The organism is Calditrichota bacterium (assembly GCA_013151735.1).
In the GTDB taxonomy this organism is placed as follows: domain Bacteria; phylum Zhuqueibacterota; class JdFR-76; order JdFR-76; family BMS3Abin05; genus BMS3Abin05.
On record JAADHR010000100.1, the window covers coordinates 1 to 15,658 of the forward strand.

The window sequence follows — 15,658 nt, forward strand, 5'->3', positions numbered from 1 at the left end:
AAACATTACCCGGAGAATTTGACGATTCGATTCAGTTCCTCTTCCGGGTACAATTCGCAGGCAACCTTGAATTCCCATTTTTTAACGGCGGACAGAGGAAAATATGACGATCTGGCACTGGGTGACCGGACGCGGCGTATTCCCTCCGTGCTTCAGAATGCCGGAGCGGGGGTGCCGGATATTGGGTATGCCTGGACGGATCGCAGCAAGGCGCGAAAGCTGGACCGCGTGTCGCGCGCATTCAGTCCGGTAATGGCCCCGCAGCTGCGCAAGGCTCCCGTTAATCAAAGTTATTCTCTCTCCGTTGGGAATCGGGGCCGTCTCTTTGGTCGCCCGTTCGGCTATCTTGCCAGTCTGACGTACCATCACACCTTCTCATATTACGATAAGGGGCTGGTGGGACGCTGGCAATTGACCGGCAAGGTGTCCGAAGTGGATTCCCTGAACACCGATTATCTGCTTTCAGACGAAAAAGGACGTGAGGACGTTCTGATCGGAGGACTGGGATTACTCTCTTACAAGCCCAGCCCCGATCACAATTTTCGGCTGAATTACCTGTTCACCCGGAGCGGGGAATCAACAGCCCGGTATCTGAAGGGGGCCTTCCCCCGCGATTTATCCGACCATGCGGTTTATGAAACCCGAACCCTTCGGTACACGCAGCGGGAAATCCGTTCAACTCAGGTGCAGGGGGAGCACTATCTGAAAGAGTTTCTTAGAATGTCGATTCGGTGGAAGGCATCACTGACGAATTCCTATCAGAAACAACCGGATTTGCGATTTTTTACAGATAATTACACACTTCGGAATCGAGCCGGAAAAACAGACACGGTCTATGCCATTCGACCGTCCATCTACCCGGTACCCACCCGCTATTTCAGAAATTTGAGTGAGACCAACAAGACATTCAATTTAAAAACCACCATTCCCTTTTCATTTCGAAAAGGACTTACCGGGAAATTCAAATTCGGCGGTTCCGTTCTCGATGCCGGTCGAAGCTTTCATGAAAGGCGTTTTGAATATCAACAGGATAAAATTCGATATGATGGGCACCCCGACGAATTTTTCAGACCAGGCAATGTGGGGCTGGTGGACAGCACGCACGGCCTGTTCCGCTTCGGAAATTACATTCGGGATGCCTCTGAACTGCGTGGCAATTACCGGGGGAGGCAGACCATCCGGGCCGGTTTTGGAATGGTTGATTGGCCGGTTTTGGAAAGCCTGCGTGTCATTACGGGAGTGCGGTATGAAACCACCAAAATAAAGGTGGTGAGCCGGGACAAAAGCCTGAAACCGGGGGAATTAAAAACGGCGGATTGGCTGCCGTCGTTGAATGTGGTGTACAATGTTGTTAAAAATACCAACCTGCGCCTGGCCTACGGACGCACACTGGCGCGGCCGACCTTTCGGGAAATGGCCCCTTACGCCTCGTTCGATTTTGTCAACGACTATTTTTTTGTTGGAAATGCCAATCTTAAGCGGACGCTGATCGATAATTTTGACCTTCGGTGGGAATGGTTTCCCAATCCCGGTGAAATCCTGGCCGTCAGCGGATTTTACAAGCGGTTTAAAAATCCCATTGAACGGGCCATTCTAAATGTGAACGGCGAAGTTCAATTTCAAAATGTGAGCAAAGCGACGGTGGCTGGAGCCGAATTTGAGGTGCGAAAGCATCTGGGGAATCTGATTTCCCGGTTGTCCCATTTTCAGTTGGGGGCGAATGTCACGCTTGTGTATTCAAAAGTAACCATTCCCGAAGACGAGCTGCTGGTGATTCGGAATGTCGATCCCAACGCAGACGACTCCAGGCCCCTGCAGGGACAATCGCCCTATATTCTGAATTTTGATCTGGTTTATTCAAATGAAAAAACCGGAACCGTGGCTACGGCCTATTACAATGTCTTTGGGGAACGCATTGCCGCGGTCAGTATGGGGGGGACTCCGAATGTGTTCGAATTGTCCCGGCCCATTCTCAATCTGACCGTTTCCCAGCATATCTGGAGGGGCTTGCGGATCTCGTTGTCTGCAAAGAATTTGCTGAATCCGGCGGTTCGCAAGGTTCATCATTTTAAGGGCAAAGATTACATTTATGAAGACTACAAACGCGGCAGGAATGTTTCCGCCGGAATTTCCTACGATTTCACAAAATAGAGCGCTCTGTTGAAGGGAATCAAAGGGAAAAGAAAGGAGGCAATTGGGTAAAAAGTGGCTCAGCTTTTTGGACACAATTAGGCAAAAAGCGGCATTAGCTTGTTTTTACTTTTTTGCAAAGGAGATGGAGATATTAAACAAAAAATGCGAAAAAAACCGTTACCAAACTTGAGGAGAAAAATATGTTTCGCAAATGGATTATAATTTTTATGATTTTATTGGGTCCCGCACTGGCGTTTGGATCGACCATTGACGTTTATGACGCTGACATTCAACCGGGCGATCATGTGGTGTGGGCATCGGACAACACGTATGTTTTGCACGGGTTTGTTTTTGTGGACAGCACGGCCACGTTGACGATTGAACCGGGAACCATCATTAAGGGCAGTCCCGGTCAGGGCGCCAATGCCAGTGCGCTGATCGTGGCCCGGGGCGCGAAGATTTTTGCGGAGGGGACGGTGGATCGTCCGATTATTTTCACGGCCTTGGCCGACGATGTGACAGATCCAAACGACCTGCCCCTGGATGCCCGCGGGTTGTGGGGCGGTGTGATTCTGCTGGGGCGTGCCCGAATTAACACGGCGGCCCGCGTGGGACAGATCGAAGGCATCCCTTCGACCGAGCCGCGAGGCGCCTACGGCGGCACCGACGATAATGACACGTCCGGTGTGATGAAATACGTGTCGATTCGCTACGGTGGAACGGACATCAGCGCCGGCAACGAGATTAACGGGTTGACCTTTGGGGCCGTGGGAAGAGGAACAGTCATCGACTACATCGAGGTGTTAAATAACAAGGATGACGGCTACGAGTGGTTTGGCGGAACGGTGCAGACCAAACATCTGATCAGCGCCTTCAACGCGGACGACGGCTTTGATTACGATGAAGGGTTCCGGGGCAAGGGGCAGTTCTGGTTTGTGATTCAATCGGACGTGCTTGGAAACCGCATGGGAGAGCACGACGGCGGAACCGTACCGGAAGACGGGACACCCTATGCCATTCCCGAGATTTACAATGCCACGTACATCGGATCGGGAAAAACTTCCGGTAATGCGGCCAATGATCACGGCATCATCATGCGGGACAATGCCGGCGGCAAATATTACAACAGCCTGTTCACGGATTTTGCCGGAGATGCGCTGAACATCGAAGACCTGACATCGGGCGAGGACAGCCGGGCGCGCTTGGCGGCGGGTGACATTGTGTACCAAAACGACGTCTGGTTCGGCTTTGGCGCCGGGGATGCGGCCGATCAGCTGTTTCCGCAGGCCTTTGTGCGGACGGCGATAACCGCTACCGCGAACAACAACCGGTTTGTGGATCCGCAGTTGAAAGGCATCAGCCGTACGAACGACGGGAATTTGGACCCCCGTCCCAAGGCCGGCAGCCCCCTGTGGACGGATTACACAACCGTGCCGAACGACGGATTTTTCACCCCCGTCAATTACGTGGGGGCTTTCGGCTCGGACAATTGGGCCGAAGGCTGGACGGCTCTTTCTCAATTGGGCTTCCTCAAAAAGACGGTTACGGTTGTTGAAGAAAACAACCCCTCAGAAACAGCCCCGAATACCTTTGAACTCAAACAAAATTATCCCAACCCGTTTAATCCGATTACGCAGATTTCTTTTTCCCTGCCGGTCAAAGCTCAGGTGGAATTGGCGGTGTTTAACCTCATGGGGCAGAAAGTGGCGGTATTGGTACACGAGGTCCGAAACCCGGGAACATACACCATCCAATGGAATGCCGCCAGCCGGCCAAGCGGTGTTTACGTTTATCAATTGATGGCAGGCCGCCATCAGGTGACCCGAAAGATGACCTTGATGCGGTGAAGAGGCTCGAGAAAACGAGAGCATGCTTATTTCGCCTTCACGGGGCCTGGGAAAAACTGGCTGTTCACCGTTTCCCGGGGTGCTGCCCCGGGCTCGGGTATGCCGTCCCCTTGGGGCTTTGGAAACCCGAAGGGAAAGCAGGCGGATGTGAAAAAAGTTGCTTTTTTATGTTGGAAATTTTATTTTGAAGGGAACGTGAGACCCATTCAAATCAAAAGGAAATCGAATGTCGACCATCAAACGCCCCAGGCGCTCCATTTTTATAAAGACATTTGGCGGATACCTGTTTATGACGCTGGTGCTCTCGTCGCTGATTCTTTTTTTCTCATTTGAGACCATTCGCTCCTACTATATTCACACCCTTACGCGGAACCTGAAAAACCTGGGCGTTACCTACACGCTGGATATCATTCCCCTGATTAAGGAAAAACGGTTTACGACGCTGGATAGCCTGACCAAACGGGTGGGTGAACGGACAAATACCCGGATTACCATCATTTCGCCCAGGGGTTTGGTTTGGGCGGATTCGAAAAAGAATCCGCAGGAAATGGAAAATCACCTGATGCGCCCGGAGGTGCAAACAGCCCTCAAAGGAATGATGGGAAAATCCCTGCGATTTAGCACCACGGTTAAGCAAGAGATGCTGTACGTAGCCCTTCCCATTCAGAAAAATGGGCAAATTCTGGGGATTGTCAGGGAAAGTTTGTTTCTGAAGGACATCAACACCCTGCTTTACCAGATCAAAATGCGCATCATTATTATCGGATTCTTTGTAACGATTTTTGCCCTTATCGGGGCATTTATTTTTTCGAAGAGTCTCACGCGTCCGATTTTGCAATTGGTAAGGGCTTCCGAGAACGTAGCAAACGGACATTTTGATGTTAAGATTCATCTCAAAAATAACGATGAATTACGCCATCTTGCCGAAAGTTTCAATAATATGACCACGCAGATCTCCGAGCTGTTTACGGAGCTTTCCCGGCAAAAAGAGGAACTCACGGCAATTGTTTCATCCCTGCAAGAAGGGCTTATTGTTCTGGATCCGGAAGGAAAAATCAAACTGGCGAACGACAGCTTTAAGCGTATTGTGAGACACGGGAAAATTGAAGGACGACGTTTTTCGGAGATTTTAAACGTGCAGATTTTTTCTGATCTCATTCAAAAAGCCAGGCTGGAAAATAGAAACCTCGTGGAAGAAATCGAATTCAATCAGAGGGTCTATTTGGTCAGCATGACGCCAATCCCCTGGAAAAATGAGGTTATTCTTATTCTGCACGATATTACAAACCGCAAACGCCTGGAAAAATTGAAGCGCGAATTTGTAGAAAATGTTTCTCACGAGCTAAAAACGCCTCTAACCGCGATTAAGGGCTTTGTTGAAACCCTGGACCAGAATATATCCGGTGAAAACAAGCACTATCTGGATATCATCAGCAAACACACGGATCGCCTGATTTTTCTGGTGCACGATCTTCTTTTGCTTTCGGAGCTGGAACAACGGGAGCCGCACCTGGCCATTGAAACCATTCATTTAGCGGATTTGGTTCGAAATGTGGTTCGGATTTTTGAACAGAAGGCCGAAAAAAAGGGGCTGTACCTTGACCTCCATGTGGAGGAAAATTTACCCGACATTTCCGCTGACCCCTACAAACTGGAAGAAATGTTGATTAATCTGATTGACAATGCCATCAAGTACACGGAAAAAGGGGGGGTCAAAGTGGGGGTGGTGCGGCATAAACAGAACGCCGTCGAGTTTCGTGTAGAAGATACGGGCATCGGGATGAAGACAAAATACACGGACCGGATTTTTGAACGATTTTACCGGATTGACAAATCCCGGTCGCGCCGAATGGGGGGAACCGGGCTGGGACTGTCGATTGTCAAACACATTGTTATGATTCATAAGGGAGAAATCCGTGTGGAAACCGAGCAAGGCCGCGGAACCCGATTTCGAATTTTTATTCCGATTTAGGGGGTTCAGATAAATGTTTTCATTTCCCGATTCAAATAGCTGCTGTAGTCCTTAACCACCGGTTCATAAGGTTCTTCAAAAAGCGACGAAGAGATAATAAAATCGGCTGTGGAGCGGTTACTGGCAACCGGGATATTGTATAGCGCAGCAATGCGCAAAAGGGCCTTTACATCCACATCGTGGGGCTGGGGTTCCATTGGATCCCATAAAAAGATCAAAATGTCGATTTTGCCTTCGGCAATCAGCGCGCCCAGTTGAAGGTCGCCTCCCAGCGGACCGGATTTGAGCCGCTGAATGTTCTTTCGGGGGATGGACAGCCCGTTTTGGGAAATCAGCAAATCCAGCGTTTTTTCAACCAGACTTCCCGTTGTTCCCGTGCAAACAATATTGTGCACAAGCAGTCTTTCGTGATTCCATTCCACCCATTCGATTAAGTCCCTTTTTCGGTTGTCGTGGGCAACCAGGGCAATGGTTTTTATTCTTTCCATTAAAATCGTCCTTTTTTACTTTGCCGTTGCAAATTGAGTCCAACACGGTTTTTGAACAGATTCATCCCATTAATTTAGGAAAAACAGGTTACAATTGTATGAGAATACGGTTTTAAATGGGTTAAATCTATTCATTCAGAAATTTCATGGCCAGTTCCACGTCGTTTTTGCTGCCAATAATAAGCGGGGTTCGATGTCCCAAATTTCTTGGCTGAATATCCAGTATTCTCTGTTTGCCGTCGGTGGCCAGGCCCCCCGCCTGCTCAACCACGAAAGCCAGAGGATTGGCCTCGTACAGGAGGCGGAGCTTGCCCTCCGGATGCATGCGATCCGTAGGATAAAGAAAAATGCCGCCATACAGGAGGTTTCGGTGAAAATCTGAGACCAACGACCCAATATAGCGGAGTGAATAGGGTCGATGGGTGGTCGGATCCTCTTCTTTTAAATACTGAATGTACCGGCGCATGCCTTCAGACCAGCGGTTGGTGTACCCCTCGTTAACCGAGTAATACGGGCCCCACTCGGGAATTTTCATGTTCTCATTGGAAAGTAAAAATTCACCGATACTCGGGTCGTACGTAAATCCGTGGACACCCTGCCCGGTGGAATACACGAACATGGTGCTGGAGCCGTAGAGGATGTACCCGGCGGCTACCTGCTTGTATCCTGGCTGAAGGACATCTTCCAACCGGCCTTTTCCCGATTCGGTTACCCGGCGGAAAATTGAAAAGATGGTTCCGATGCTCACATTGACGTCAATATTTGATGACCCGTCCAGTGGGTCAAAAAGCATGACATAGTTTCCGACAGGATGATAGTCGGGAATCTCAATCAATCCGTTGCTTTCTTCGGAGGCCATGACGCAGAGATGCCCGCCGTGGTCCATCGCGTGAATAATGGTTTCGTTGGATAAAACATCCAATTTTTTTACATCTTCGCCAAACACATTTTCATCACCTGTGTACCCCAGAATATCGATGAGGCCTGCCTTGCTGACCAGCCGGGCCAGAACCTTGGCGGCTACGGACAAATCCGATAACAAACCCGAAAACTCACCTGTCGCACCTGGGTGCTTTCGCTCTTGTTCCATAATATGGCGCGAGAGCGTCATGATTCCGGATGCAGTCATTTTTTCCCTCCTGTTTTTGGTTTGAATAGGGCATCGCTCAAACCGGTGTTCACTTTGTAATGGTTTAAGTAAACATAGATCGTCCCCTTCCGAAAAGCCGGCGTAAAAAAAGAATGTGCGTTCATCATTCGCGATCGAAGTTTTTTAGTCGCTGAATCCGGATAGGTCGTATTCATTTCAAAGCGTGAGATAATTTTGACGGGCAGCCAGAAAGCGGATGCGATTTTTTTATAATCAAATGTGATCTGCATGTAGTTTCCGGTTGAATCGCTGGTTTTAAGCCGGATTAACAGGAAATTTTTTTGATCGACATAAAGATGCGTTTGGAGCGGAATGGATTTCAGACGGCGGGATTCTGCGAGAAGGTGATACACCGGCTTGTGGTTGATTGTATCCAGGCCTATCAAACGGGCATTCTTTTTCCATTTTTCAAGCCGATCGGGAGGCACACCCAGTCCTTCCTTGGGAAGAATCGCCAATCCCTTCGCTTCAAAATGATAACGATTGGGTTTTTTGAAGTAGATTTTCACCTTCATCCGCGGCATGCGAACCCCGGGAATATTAACCACAATACGGGCATCCGCGGTGTAATCGTGAATAGCCTGCCAGTGATCCTGCATTTTTTGGAAGATTTCGGACACCGGCGGCAATTCCTGTGCAGCGACCTTTCCGAAAACGAGGAAAGAAAACACAAGTAGGATGCCGGTCGTAACCTTTTTTATCACGACAAGATATCCTTTCGCTGAAAAATAAGGGCGCTCAGACCAAAAAAGCCAATCGAATAAAGTGCCAGAACCCCTGCGTACTTTCCAATCGCTGCCCATGGAATCGGGTCGGCGAAAGCCTTTTCCCAGACATCCGTGTAGGTGGTAAACAGATAGGGGCGAACGGTTTCGAATGCCGGAATGGGGCTGGCTGTTATGATGAGAAAAATAATCAGGACGACAATGCTGCCGATAATCGGCCCGATTGCATTTGAAACGAGCACGGAAAACAGGAATGCCAGACTGGCGATCACGCTCATGGCTACGATAGCCAGAGCGTAAGCCAGAGCAAATCGCAAAAGCGCTTCCCGAAGCGTAAAAATGAGAATGCCGTCCTTTAAAACCACTAAGTCTCCGAGGCCGAAGAGAAAATATCCGACAATCAGGCTGAGCAGGGCCATGAAAATGAGAAGCAGTGCTGTGTAAACGAGTGAAAGAATGATTTTGGAGATAATAATCTCCAGCCGGGATGGCGGGCGCGTCAGGATGGTTCGAATGGTTCCGGAGGCCGATTCCCCGGCCACGCTGTCTCCCGGAACCAGAACGACCAGCAGCGGGATGTGCACAAAAAGCGTGTTCATCAGCATTCGTGACACGAACATCCCGTTAAAAACATGTCCAATGACGATGAAATTCTCCTGAATGGCTTTTAACGCCGGGGAATTCAGGACGAATTCACCCCCGCTCAGTTTCATGGCAATGAAAAAAAGCGGCAGAAAAAAACCGATGGTGGCAAATCCGATGTACGTTCGCCACCGTCGAAAGGTTTTAATCCATTCAATTTTTACGAGTGTCCACATCTTCAGCCTGTTTTAAGATTGAAAGATAGAAATCCTCAAGGGATGTTTTGGGCGTTAGTTCAAATACGGGTATGTGGGACTGAACCAGCCGTTCGTTGATCTCCGGGATTTTCGTGTAGTCGACCTGGATTTTCAAGGCCCCCTCCTGAATCTCAACCTCCTTGCTGAAACCGGATTGGATGAGAACCGACTGCGCGCGTGCCAGCTCCGGTGTCCGGATGGTCAGTGTGGTTTTTCCGCTTTTCAAGAGCTCTTGCACATCGCCCTGAACCAGAATTTCACCGCGATGAATAATGGCCATTCGTGTGCAGATTTGTTCAACCTCGTGAAGCAGGTGAGAGGACAGAAAAATCGTAACCTGTTGCTCGGAAATGGACTGAATGAGCTCACGTACCTCCTTCATTCCCTGAGGGTCAAGGCCAAGAGACGGTTCATCCAAAATCACCAGTTTGGGGTGGTTAAGAAGCGCCTGGGCAATTCCGAGCCGCTGTTTCATTCCCTGAGAATAGACTTTAACGTGATCGTCGGCTCTGTCCCTCAGTTTGACGATCTCCAGTATCTCATCGATACGTTCCGGGGATACGCCCCCTGAGAGGCGGCCCAAGATTTCCAGATTTTTTCGTGCGCTCAGGTAAGGATAAAAATCAGGCCGTTCCACCAGGGCACCGATTTTCAACAGACTCTCCTTTCGAAATTTGGGAAAGGGTTTCCTGAAAAGACGAATTGCGCCGGAGGTTGGCCGAATCAGACCCAGAAGCATGCGAATCGTTGTGCTTTTCCCGGCCCCGTTGGGTCCCAGAAAGCCAAACACATCTCCCTTAAAAACCGAAAGATTGACATCCGATACGGCCGTGCGGGTCCTGAAGGTTTTTGTGAGGCGGGATGTTTCAATGATGGTCTCTTCCGAGCGGGGTGAAGACCGGGTTGAATTTCCAGAATACGTGGTTAAGTTCACTGGAATTCCCTGTTGGTTGGAAATGGCTGGAAATTGCTACATGTTAATCTACTAAAATGGCAGGCGAAAGTCAAGGATATTTCGCCTGGCTTAAATCCCTGTTAACCCGTAATGACCCAAACAGCATGAAGAGGCGTATTCCAAAAATGCCTAAATGGATTTCCATTTCGAAGAAAAATGTCTTGAATTTTACGAAGGATATCCTTAATTTGAGAACGACTATTGAAAGAGGAGGCTCAAATGGAAGAGGAGCTTTTAAACCAGGTGATACGTTTCTTAAAGGGGGAGAAGGATTTCGTTGTGGCTGCAAAAAAGATCTGGAAACACATGGTTGCCCTTCCGAAATGGAGAAATCTGGATTTTGAGGACTTTGTTGACATTCTAAAGCAATCTCCGGAACTGGATGTGATTGGCGATATGAATGAAAACCCGTTCAAGGGTGCGGGATTGACGGATGAGGAAACACAGGAAGAAATCCGAAAAATGGAAGAATTGGGGTACTATTTTGGACCAAGTGTCGTGTTGAAATCGCATGTGCCAACCCCGCAGGAACTGGCTGGATTTTTGGGATCGAAAATTGATCAGGCCTATCACGATCTTCTAAAGGTCTGGGATAATCGGCCTAAAAATGATCCGGAGAGCGAAGATCACCTTCTTGAAATTCTGGCGGAAGTGCAAAGGCTTCGGCGGGAGATCCAGCAGAATCTGGAAAAATCACAATCGACGCAAGAGGATTCCTGATGGAGCAAAAAACACATCTGAAGGCACAACGGGATTTTATCGGACAGGTTCTTGAAATACAGACGGATTATTTCTCGCGGGTCTCGCTCGTCACAAAGGAAGAAATGGTCGTAGATGACTACGGCCTGATTCACGGCGGGTTTACATTTGGTCTGGCCGATTTTGCGGCCATGCTCGCGGTCAATCACCCGAATGTTGTATTGGCTTCCGCTAACGTGCAGTTTACCAAACCGGTAAAATTGGGTGACATTCTGATTGCCATCGGGCAGGTTCTTGAAAAATCCGAATCGGAGCGGCTGGTGCACGTGCAGATTTTTGTGGCCGAACGAACGGTCTTCGAAGGGGATTTCCGGTGCAGGATCCTGTCAAAGCATCCTCTGGCTTAGTCCGCGGCGGGAAGATTTGTTAATAACCCCGCTCGGTATTACACGGGGTGCATCCGGTACGACCGCTTTTGTGCAGATGTTCGGATAGAAAAGGTTGAAAACTGGGAAGGGATTTCCCGGGAGGACGAATGGGCCTGAAACTTTTGGTAGTTGTCATTGCCAGCCTGATTCTTATGGTTTCAATTGATCTTTTTATCGGGTGGTACGAAGGGTATTTGCGGTATCGTTTTTCAAATGACCGCATTATTCTCCAAATTAAACGGTTGTTCTGGATTATCCTGGCCCTGCTGTTCTGGATGAATCTTTCGGCTCGCCGCCTGCTGCCTTCCATTAACGTATCTCACCTGTTGTTTGTGGCATTTATTTTTTGCATCTACGGATTTTTAAGAACATTTTACCAAAAACGGGACGGAGACAAAAAATAGATCGTTTTTTGTTCTGCAAAAATGAATCGGTCAACTCGCAAAAATTAAGGGATGTTTTATGAATCGTGATTCTCTCATTGCCTATCTGAATGATCTGTTGGCGATTGATAATTTTCAGGATTATTGCGTGAATGGGCTTCAGGTAGAAGGAAAGCCGGACGTCCTGAAAATTGCAGGCGGTGTCAGCGTCAGTCAGCGTTTTATTCACCAGGCCATTGATTGGGGAGCGGATTTGGTGCTTTTGCATCACGGGCTTTTCTGGAAAAGCGATCCGTATCCCTTTTATTTGAGGGGTATTCAGAAAAGGCGATTGGAACTGCTCATAAAAAATGATCTGAATCTGGTCGCTTATCACCTGCCTTTGGATGCCCACGATAGATTGGGTAATAATATTCAAATCTTACAAAAGCTGGATTTGCGGCCTGTGGAACCCCTTGAAGTTGGATTTATCGGGACGTTTCGGGAACCGCTTTCGCGGGATGCCTTTCTGGCGTTGGTGAATCAAAAGCTCATGTGCGACGCAGCCCCCTTTTTTTATGGGCCGGATGCCATTCAAACGGTTCTGGTTATTAGCGGGGCCAGCTCCGCAGCTTATCAGGAAGCAGCCGCACGGGGAGTGGATGCGTTTGTTGGGGGTGACATTCGGGAAGAAAATGTGCGGGGTATCGAGGAAGTGCAGTTGAACTACATTGCCGCCGGCCACTACAATACCGAACGTTTTGGCGTTCAGGCTCTTCTGAACCATTTGACCGAAAAGTTTGATCTGGAAACGGCCTTTTTTGAGATTCCTAACCCGATCTGAAAGGATTGACAGTTTTGCCGGACAGCAGACACGACCGCTGTTTGGAAAAAGAAACGTTTGGATGATCGTGAATCGAAAAAATGGAGGGACGTAAATGAAGCTGAAAAAATATGTCTGGTTAGTGTGGGTTTTGGCCATTGTGGTCGGCCCGGGGAATCCGGCATTTGCCCAAAAAAATATCCCAAATATGATGCCGGATACGCCGTGGAGCTTTTTGTCCACGTCTGCCATTCATGCGTACCAGTTTGTTAAGGCTCATCCCACGTACGATGGCCGGGGTGTGGTGGTCATTGTCTGCGACAGCGGCGTTGATCTGGACACGCAGGGTTTATTGAAGACCTCAACCGGTGAAAAGAAAATCATCGACGTACAGGATTTCTCCGGCGAGGGGGATGTGAAATTAACGAAAGCCAAAAAGGGTGAAGAAAACGGAGAGGCGTTTCTCCAGAATGCCGCCGGCCAGAAACTTTATCATTACGATAAATTGGCCCTCAGCCCCAAAGACAGCACGTACTGGATTGGATTTTTGGATGAATCAAAATTCAAGAATTCCGGCGTTCCGGATTTCAACAACAACGGCAAACGCAATGACAAATTTGGCGTGGTGGCGTTTAAGGTAACCAAAGACGGGAAAACGTATTGGGTTGCGTATGTAGATACCGATGCAGACGGCCAATTGGATGACGAGAAGCCCGTGCGGGATTACCATGTGAATTACGACGTGATTCATTTGCGGGGCCGGAATGTTAAGAAAAAGCAAGAGCTTATGAGCTTTGCTCTGAATATTCGACCCGCCAAAAAGATTGCGTCTTTCTTTTTTGCCGACAATGCCCACGGAACCCACGTTTCCGGAATTATTGCCGGCTACCAGATTAACGGCCAGCCGACATTGAACGGCATTGCGCCTGGTGCGCAGATTATCGGATTAAAAATCGGGAACAACACACTGGCAGGCGGGTCGACTACATCCGGCAGTATGAAAAAGGCCTTCGAATACGGTGTAAAGTGGGCCAAGGATCATCCGGATAAGGCTGTGGTTTTTAATATGAGTTATGGTATTGGGTCCGAAATTGAAGGGCGAAGCGATATTGACCGGTTTATCGATCGAATTCTGAAAGAGAACGAAAATCTGGCGATTTGCCTTGCAAACGGAAACGAGGGGCCGGGAATTTCATCTACCGGAACGCCTGCGGCCGCTTTTTGGGCCATTTCTTCAGGTGCCATTATGCCGTGGCAAAGTGCAAGGGATTCCTACGGCGCCGGAATTAAGCGGCATGTGATTCTGCCCTTCAGCTCACGCGGGGGTGAAGTGGCCAAGCCGGATGTGTTGTCACCGGGGGCGGCTATGTCCAGCGTGCCGCCTTACGCCCGGAGCGAAAATTTCTGGGGAACCAGCATGGCATCTCCCCAAACGACCGGCGCAGTGGCCTTGCTGATGAGCGCTGCCAAACAGCAAAAACCGGCCATCCCCATTCGCGGGGCGCTCATTAAACGAGCGCTTAAGTATGGAGCGGACTGGCTTCCTTACTACACGGCCATCGATCAGGGCGGAGGGGTGGTTAATGTTGAAAAATCGTTCCAAATCCTGAAAAAATATGCCAGACGTCACGAGGAAAAGGAACTGCGGGATTACAAAATTACCACGGAAAGCCCCATTTTCCCGGATGACAAAGGCCCCACGGCCTACTGGAGAGCCGGAGGCTATTTTCCTCATGGTACGGATCAGCAGGTATTTCACATAAAAGCCATTTTCCCGAAAGAGAAAACGCCCGATCAAATCGAGCATTTTTTCAGGGCATTTAATCTGAAATCCGATTCACCCTGGTTGGTTGTGAATAAAAAATCAACTTACATTCGGGCCGATGAGCGGGCAACGGTTCCTGTGTCGTATGATGCCTCAAAAATGCAGAAACCGGGGTTGTACGTCGGAAAGGTTGTGGCTTATTTGAAAGGCGGACACGGCGATAAATTTTCAAAATCCAATACGGAATTTGAACTGTGGAACACCGTAGTTGTCCCCTATATTTTTAACAATGAGAATTTATATCGGCTTCATCTCTTGCGTCAGGCTCTTGAGCCGGGAATGATTAAGCGGTATTTTCTGGACATTCCGCCGGGTGCCAGCAGCTTTACGGCAAAAATAAAAGCCTCGCAAGGAAAATGGAGCCGGATACGGGCCCAGCTTTTTGATCCGATGGGACGGGGCTATGCAGCCACAGGGTATGCCACCAGTAAACTTGGTAACCCGGTCTCCGTTTCTGTGGTGGGAGAGGATTTGGTTCCGGGAATCTGGGAACTGGACGTCATCGCTGATTTTCGCAATCCCCAAAAGGCTTATTACGATCTGGCCGTGGATTTCAACGGATTTTCTATTCAGCCGAAAATGATTAAGAATGTGACCTACAAAATGGGCGAAAAACCCCACGGGACGTTTACCGTTACCAATCGATTCAATCGGGTTTTTAAGGGATTCGCTATGGGAAACATTCTGGGCTACGAAAAAATATCCTATAAAAAATCCAGTGGAAAGGATCGGATTCGTTACACGTTCAAGGTGGACCGCTCCGTAAAAAGGGTTTCCTTTAAACTGCAAATGTCACCGGATGATTTCAACAAATTTACGGATATTGCCACAAATATCTACGATTCCAATGGGCGGGCCGTGGTTCAGAGCGGGCTGACGTACGATCGGCTAACACTCAATTTGACTCCCCCCAAACCGGGAAAATACACCCTGGAGGTGTGGGGCGCTTACACGAACCCGTCTTCAAAGTCGCCCTGGAAAGTTAAGCTGACTGAAAAATATTTTGTCAAAAACCCGATTTCCGTTTCATGTAAGAAAATCGGGGCCGGTTTTTTAACCCTTTATCCGGATATGCCAGTCAAAATGAAATTTACGCTTGGTCAAAGTCCGATGCTTCCACCGGAAGGCATGAATCTGTTCGGTGAGATTCTTTTTAAGGATTCTAAAAATCGATTTCCGGCGGCTGTGTTTCCGATTCAATTAGACGTGAAGTTGAGTGATTAAAGTGGAAGTCCGAAAAAGATATCCCCAAAGTAAGAATCCCCGGCACTTTCAAAGTGCCGGGGATTTCTGGTATTAAAGATATTTCAACCCTTTTTTACCAATATCCTTTCGATAATAGGCCCCTTCGAAATGAATGGATTGAACGGCGTTGTAGGCTCCTTCCATGGCCTCCTTTAACGAATCCGCCA

General features: G+C 48.7%; 14 protein-coding genes. 8 read left to right on the top strand and 6 right to left on the bottom strand.

Annotated elements, in window-relative coordinates; genetic code table 11:
• The 3 genes from GXO76_06895 to GXO76_06905 all read left to right on the top strand — a co-directional run.
• Positions 1 to 2,151 (top strand): TonB-dependent receptor (locus tag GXO76_06895; protein ID NOY77579.1); only part of this gene is annotated, 2,151 nt, incomplete at its 5' end.
• A 182-nt stretch (positions 2,152 to 2,333) separates the two neighbouring features.
• The gene (locus tag GXO76_06900) at positions 2,334 to 3,980 is read left to right on the top strand and encodes a T9SS type A sorting domain-containing protein (GenBank protein NOY77580.1); all 1,647 of its coding nucleotides are present in this window, start codon (positions 2,334 to 2,336) and stop codon (positions 3,978 to 3,980) included.
• Positions 3,981 to 4,206: 226 nt separating this feature from the next.
• On the top strand, positions 4,207 to 5,952 hold the full coding sequence (locus GXO76_06905; GenBank protein ID NOY77581.1) for a HAMP domain-containing protein: 1,746 nt from the start codon (positions 4,207 to 4,209) through the stop codon (positions 5,950 to 5,952).
• 5 nt (positions 5,953 to 5,957) lie between these two features.
• Here GXO76_06905 and GXO76_06910 read toward each other — a convergent pair whose 3' ends face one another.
• The 5 genes from GXO76_06910 to GXO76_06930 form a co-directional block, all read right to left on the bottom strand.
• The gene (locus tag GXO76_06910; GenBank protein NOY77582.1) at positions 5,958 to 6,440 is read right to left on the bottom strand and encodes a methylglyoxal synthase; all 483 of its coding nucleotides are present in this window, start codon (positions 6,438 to 6,440) and stop codon (positions 5,958 to 5,960) included.
• A gap of 127 nt (positions 6,441 to 6,567) precedes the next feature.
• Positions 6,568 to 7,569 carry a class 1 fructose-bisphosphatase gene (fbp, locus tag GXO76_06915; protein ID NOY77583.1) on the bottom strand — a complete coding sequence of 334 codons (1,002 nt, stop codon included), beginning with the start codon at positions 7,567 to 7,569 and terminating at the stop codon, positions 6,568 to 6,570.
• The gene (locus tag GXO76_06920) at positions 7,566 to 8,294 is read right to left on the bottom strand and encodes a hypothetical protein (protein ID NOY77584.1); all 729 of its coding nucleotides are present in this window, start codon (positions 8,292 to 8,294) and stop codon (positions 7,566 to 7,568) included. The genes fbp and GXO76_06920 overlap by 4 nt, the downstream gene beginning before the upstream one ends.
• Positions 8,291 to 9,133: an ABC transporter permease subunit gene (locus tag GXO76_06925; GenBank protein NOY77585.1), complete on the bottom strand. Its 843-nt coding sequence runs from the start codon at positions 9,131 to 9,133 to the stop codon at positions 8,291 to 8,293. The genes GXO76_06920 and GXO76_06925 overlap by 4 nt, the downstream gene beginning before the upstream one ends.
• Positions 9,111 to 10,088: an ABC transporter ATP-binding protein gene (locus GXO76_06930; GenBank protein ID NOY77586.1), complete on the bottom strand. Its 978-nt coding sequence runs from the start codon at positions 10,086 to 10,088 to the stop codon at positions 9,111 to 9,113. The genes GXO76_06925 and GXO76_06930 overlap by 23 nt, the downstream gene beginning before the upstream one ends.
• A gap of 240 nt (positions 10,089 to 10,328) precedes the next feature.
• Between GXO76_06930 and GXO76_06935 the strand changes: the two genes are divergently transcribed.
• The 5 genes from GXO76_06935 to GXO76_06955 all read left to right on the top strand — a co-directional run bounded on the left by GXO76_06935 (position 10,329) and on the right by GXO76_06955 (position 15,470).
• Positions 10,329 to 10,829 (top strand): hypothetical protein, encoded by a 501-nt coding sequence (locus tag GXO76_06935; GenBank protein ID NOY77587.1) that lies wholly within the window; start codon positions 10,329 to 10,331, stop codon positions 10,827 to 10,829.
• Positions 10,829 to 11,215 (top strand): thioesterase, encoded by a 387-nt coding sequence (locus GXO76_06940; protein ID NOY77588.1) that lies wholly within the window; start codon positions 10,829 to 10,831, stop codon positions 11,213 to 11,215. The genes GXO76_06935 and GXO76_06940 overlap by 1 nt, the downstream gene beginning before the upstream one ends.
• A gap of 128 nt (positions 11,216 to 11,343) precedes the next feature.
• Positions 11,344 to 11,640 carry a hypothetical protein gene (locus GXO76_06945; protein NOY77589.1) on the top strand — a complete coding sequence of 99 codons (297 nt, stop codon included), beginning with the start codon at positions 11,344 to 11,346 and terminating at the stop codon, positions 11,638 to 11,640.
• 58 nt (positions 11,641 to 11,698) lie between these two features.
• The gene (locus GXO76_06950) at positions 11,699 to 12,442 is read left to right on the top strand and encodes a Nif3-like dinuclear metal center hexameric protein (GenBank protein ID NOY77590.1); all 744 of its coding nucleotides are present in this window, start codon (positions 11,699 to 11,701) and stop codon (positions 12,440 to 12,442) included.
• A 94-nt stretch (positions 12,443 to 12,536) separates the two neighbouring features.
• Positions 12,537 to 15,470 (top strand): S8 family serine peptidase, encoded by a 2,934-nt coding sequence (locus GXO76_06955; GenBank protein ID NOY77591.1) that lies wholly within the window; start codon positions 12,537 to 12,539, stop codon positions 15,468 to 15,470.
• A 72-nt stretch (positions 15,471 to 15,542) separates the two neighbouring features.
• On the opposite strand, the gene GXO76_06960 is transcribed toward GXO76_06955, so the two are convergent.
• Positions 15,543 to 15,658: hypothetical protein (locus tag GXO76_06960; GenBank protein NOY77592.1), on the bottom strand; the 116-nt coding region annotated here is incomplete at its 5' end.

Bases quoted from the DNA above. Each gene is read 5' to 3' on its own strand.
- GXO76_06900 (NOY77580.1), top strand. From the start codon at position 2,334: ATGTTTCGCAAATGGATTATAATTTTTATGATTTTATTGGGTCCCGCA.
- GXO76_06905 (NOY77581.1), top strand. From the start codon at position 4,207: ATGTCGACCATCAAACGCCCCAGGCGCTCCATTTTTATAAAGACATTT.
- GXO76_06910 (NOY77582.1), bottom strand. From the start codon at position 6,440: ATGGAAAGAATAAAAACCATTGCCCTGGTTGCCCACGACAACCGAAAA.
- fbp (NOY77583.1), bottom strand. From the start codon at position 7,569: ATGACTGCATCCGGAATCATGACGCTCTCGCGCCATATTATGGAACAA.
- GXO76_06925 (NOY77585.1), bottom strand. From the start codon at position 9,133: ATGTGGACACTCGTAAAAATTGAATGGATTAAAACCTTTCGACGGTGG.
- GXO76_06935 (NOY77587.1), top strand. From the start codon at position 10,329: ATGGAAGAGGAGCTTTTAAACCAGGTGATACGTTTCTTAAAGGGGGAG.
- GXO76_06940 (NOY77588.1), top strand. From the start codon at position 10,829: ATGGAGCAAAAAACACATCTGAAGGCACAACGGGATTTTATCGGACAG.
- GXO76_06945 (NOY77589.1), top strand. From the start codon at position 11,344: ATGGGCCTGAAACTTTTGGTAGTTGTCATTGCCAGCCTGATTCTTATG.
- GXO76_06950 (NOY77590.1), top strand. From the start codon at position 11,699: ATGAATCGTGATTCTCTCATTGCCTATCTGAATGATCTGTTGGCGATT.
- GXO76_06955 (NOY77591.1), top strand. From the start codon at position 12,537: ATGAAGCTGAAAAAATATGTCTGGTTAGTGTGGGTTTTGGCCATTGTG.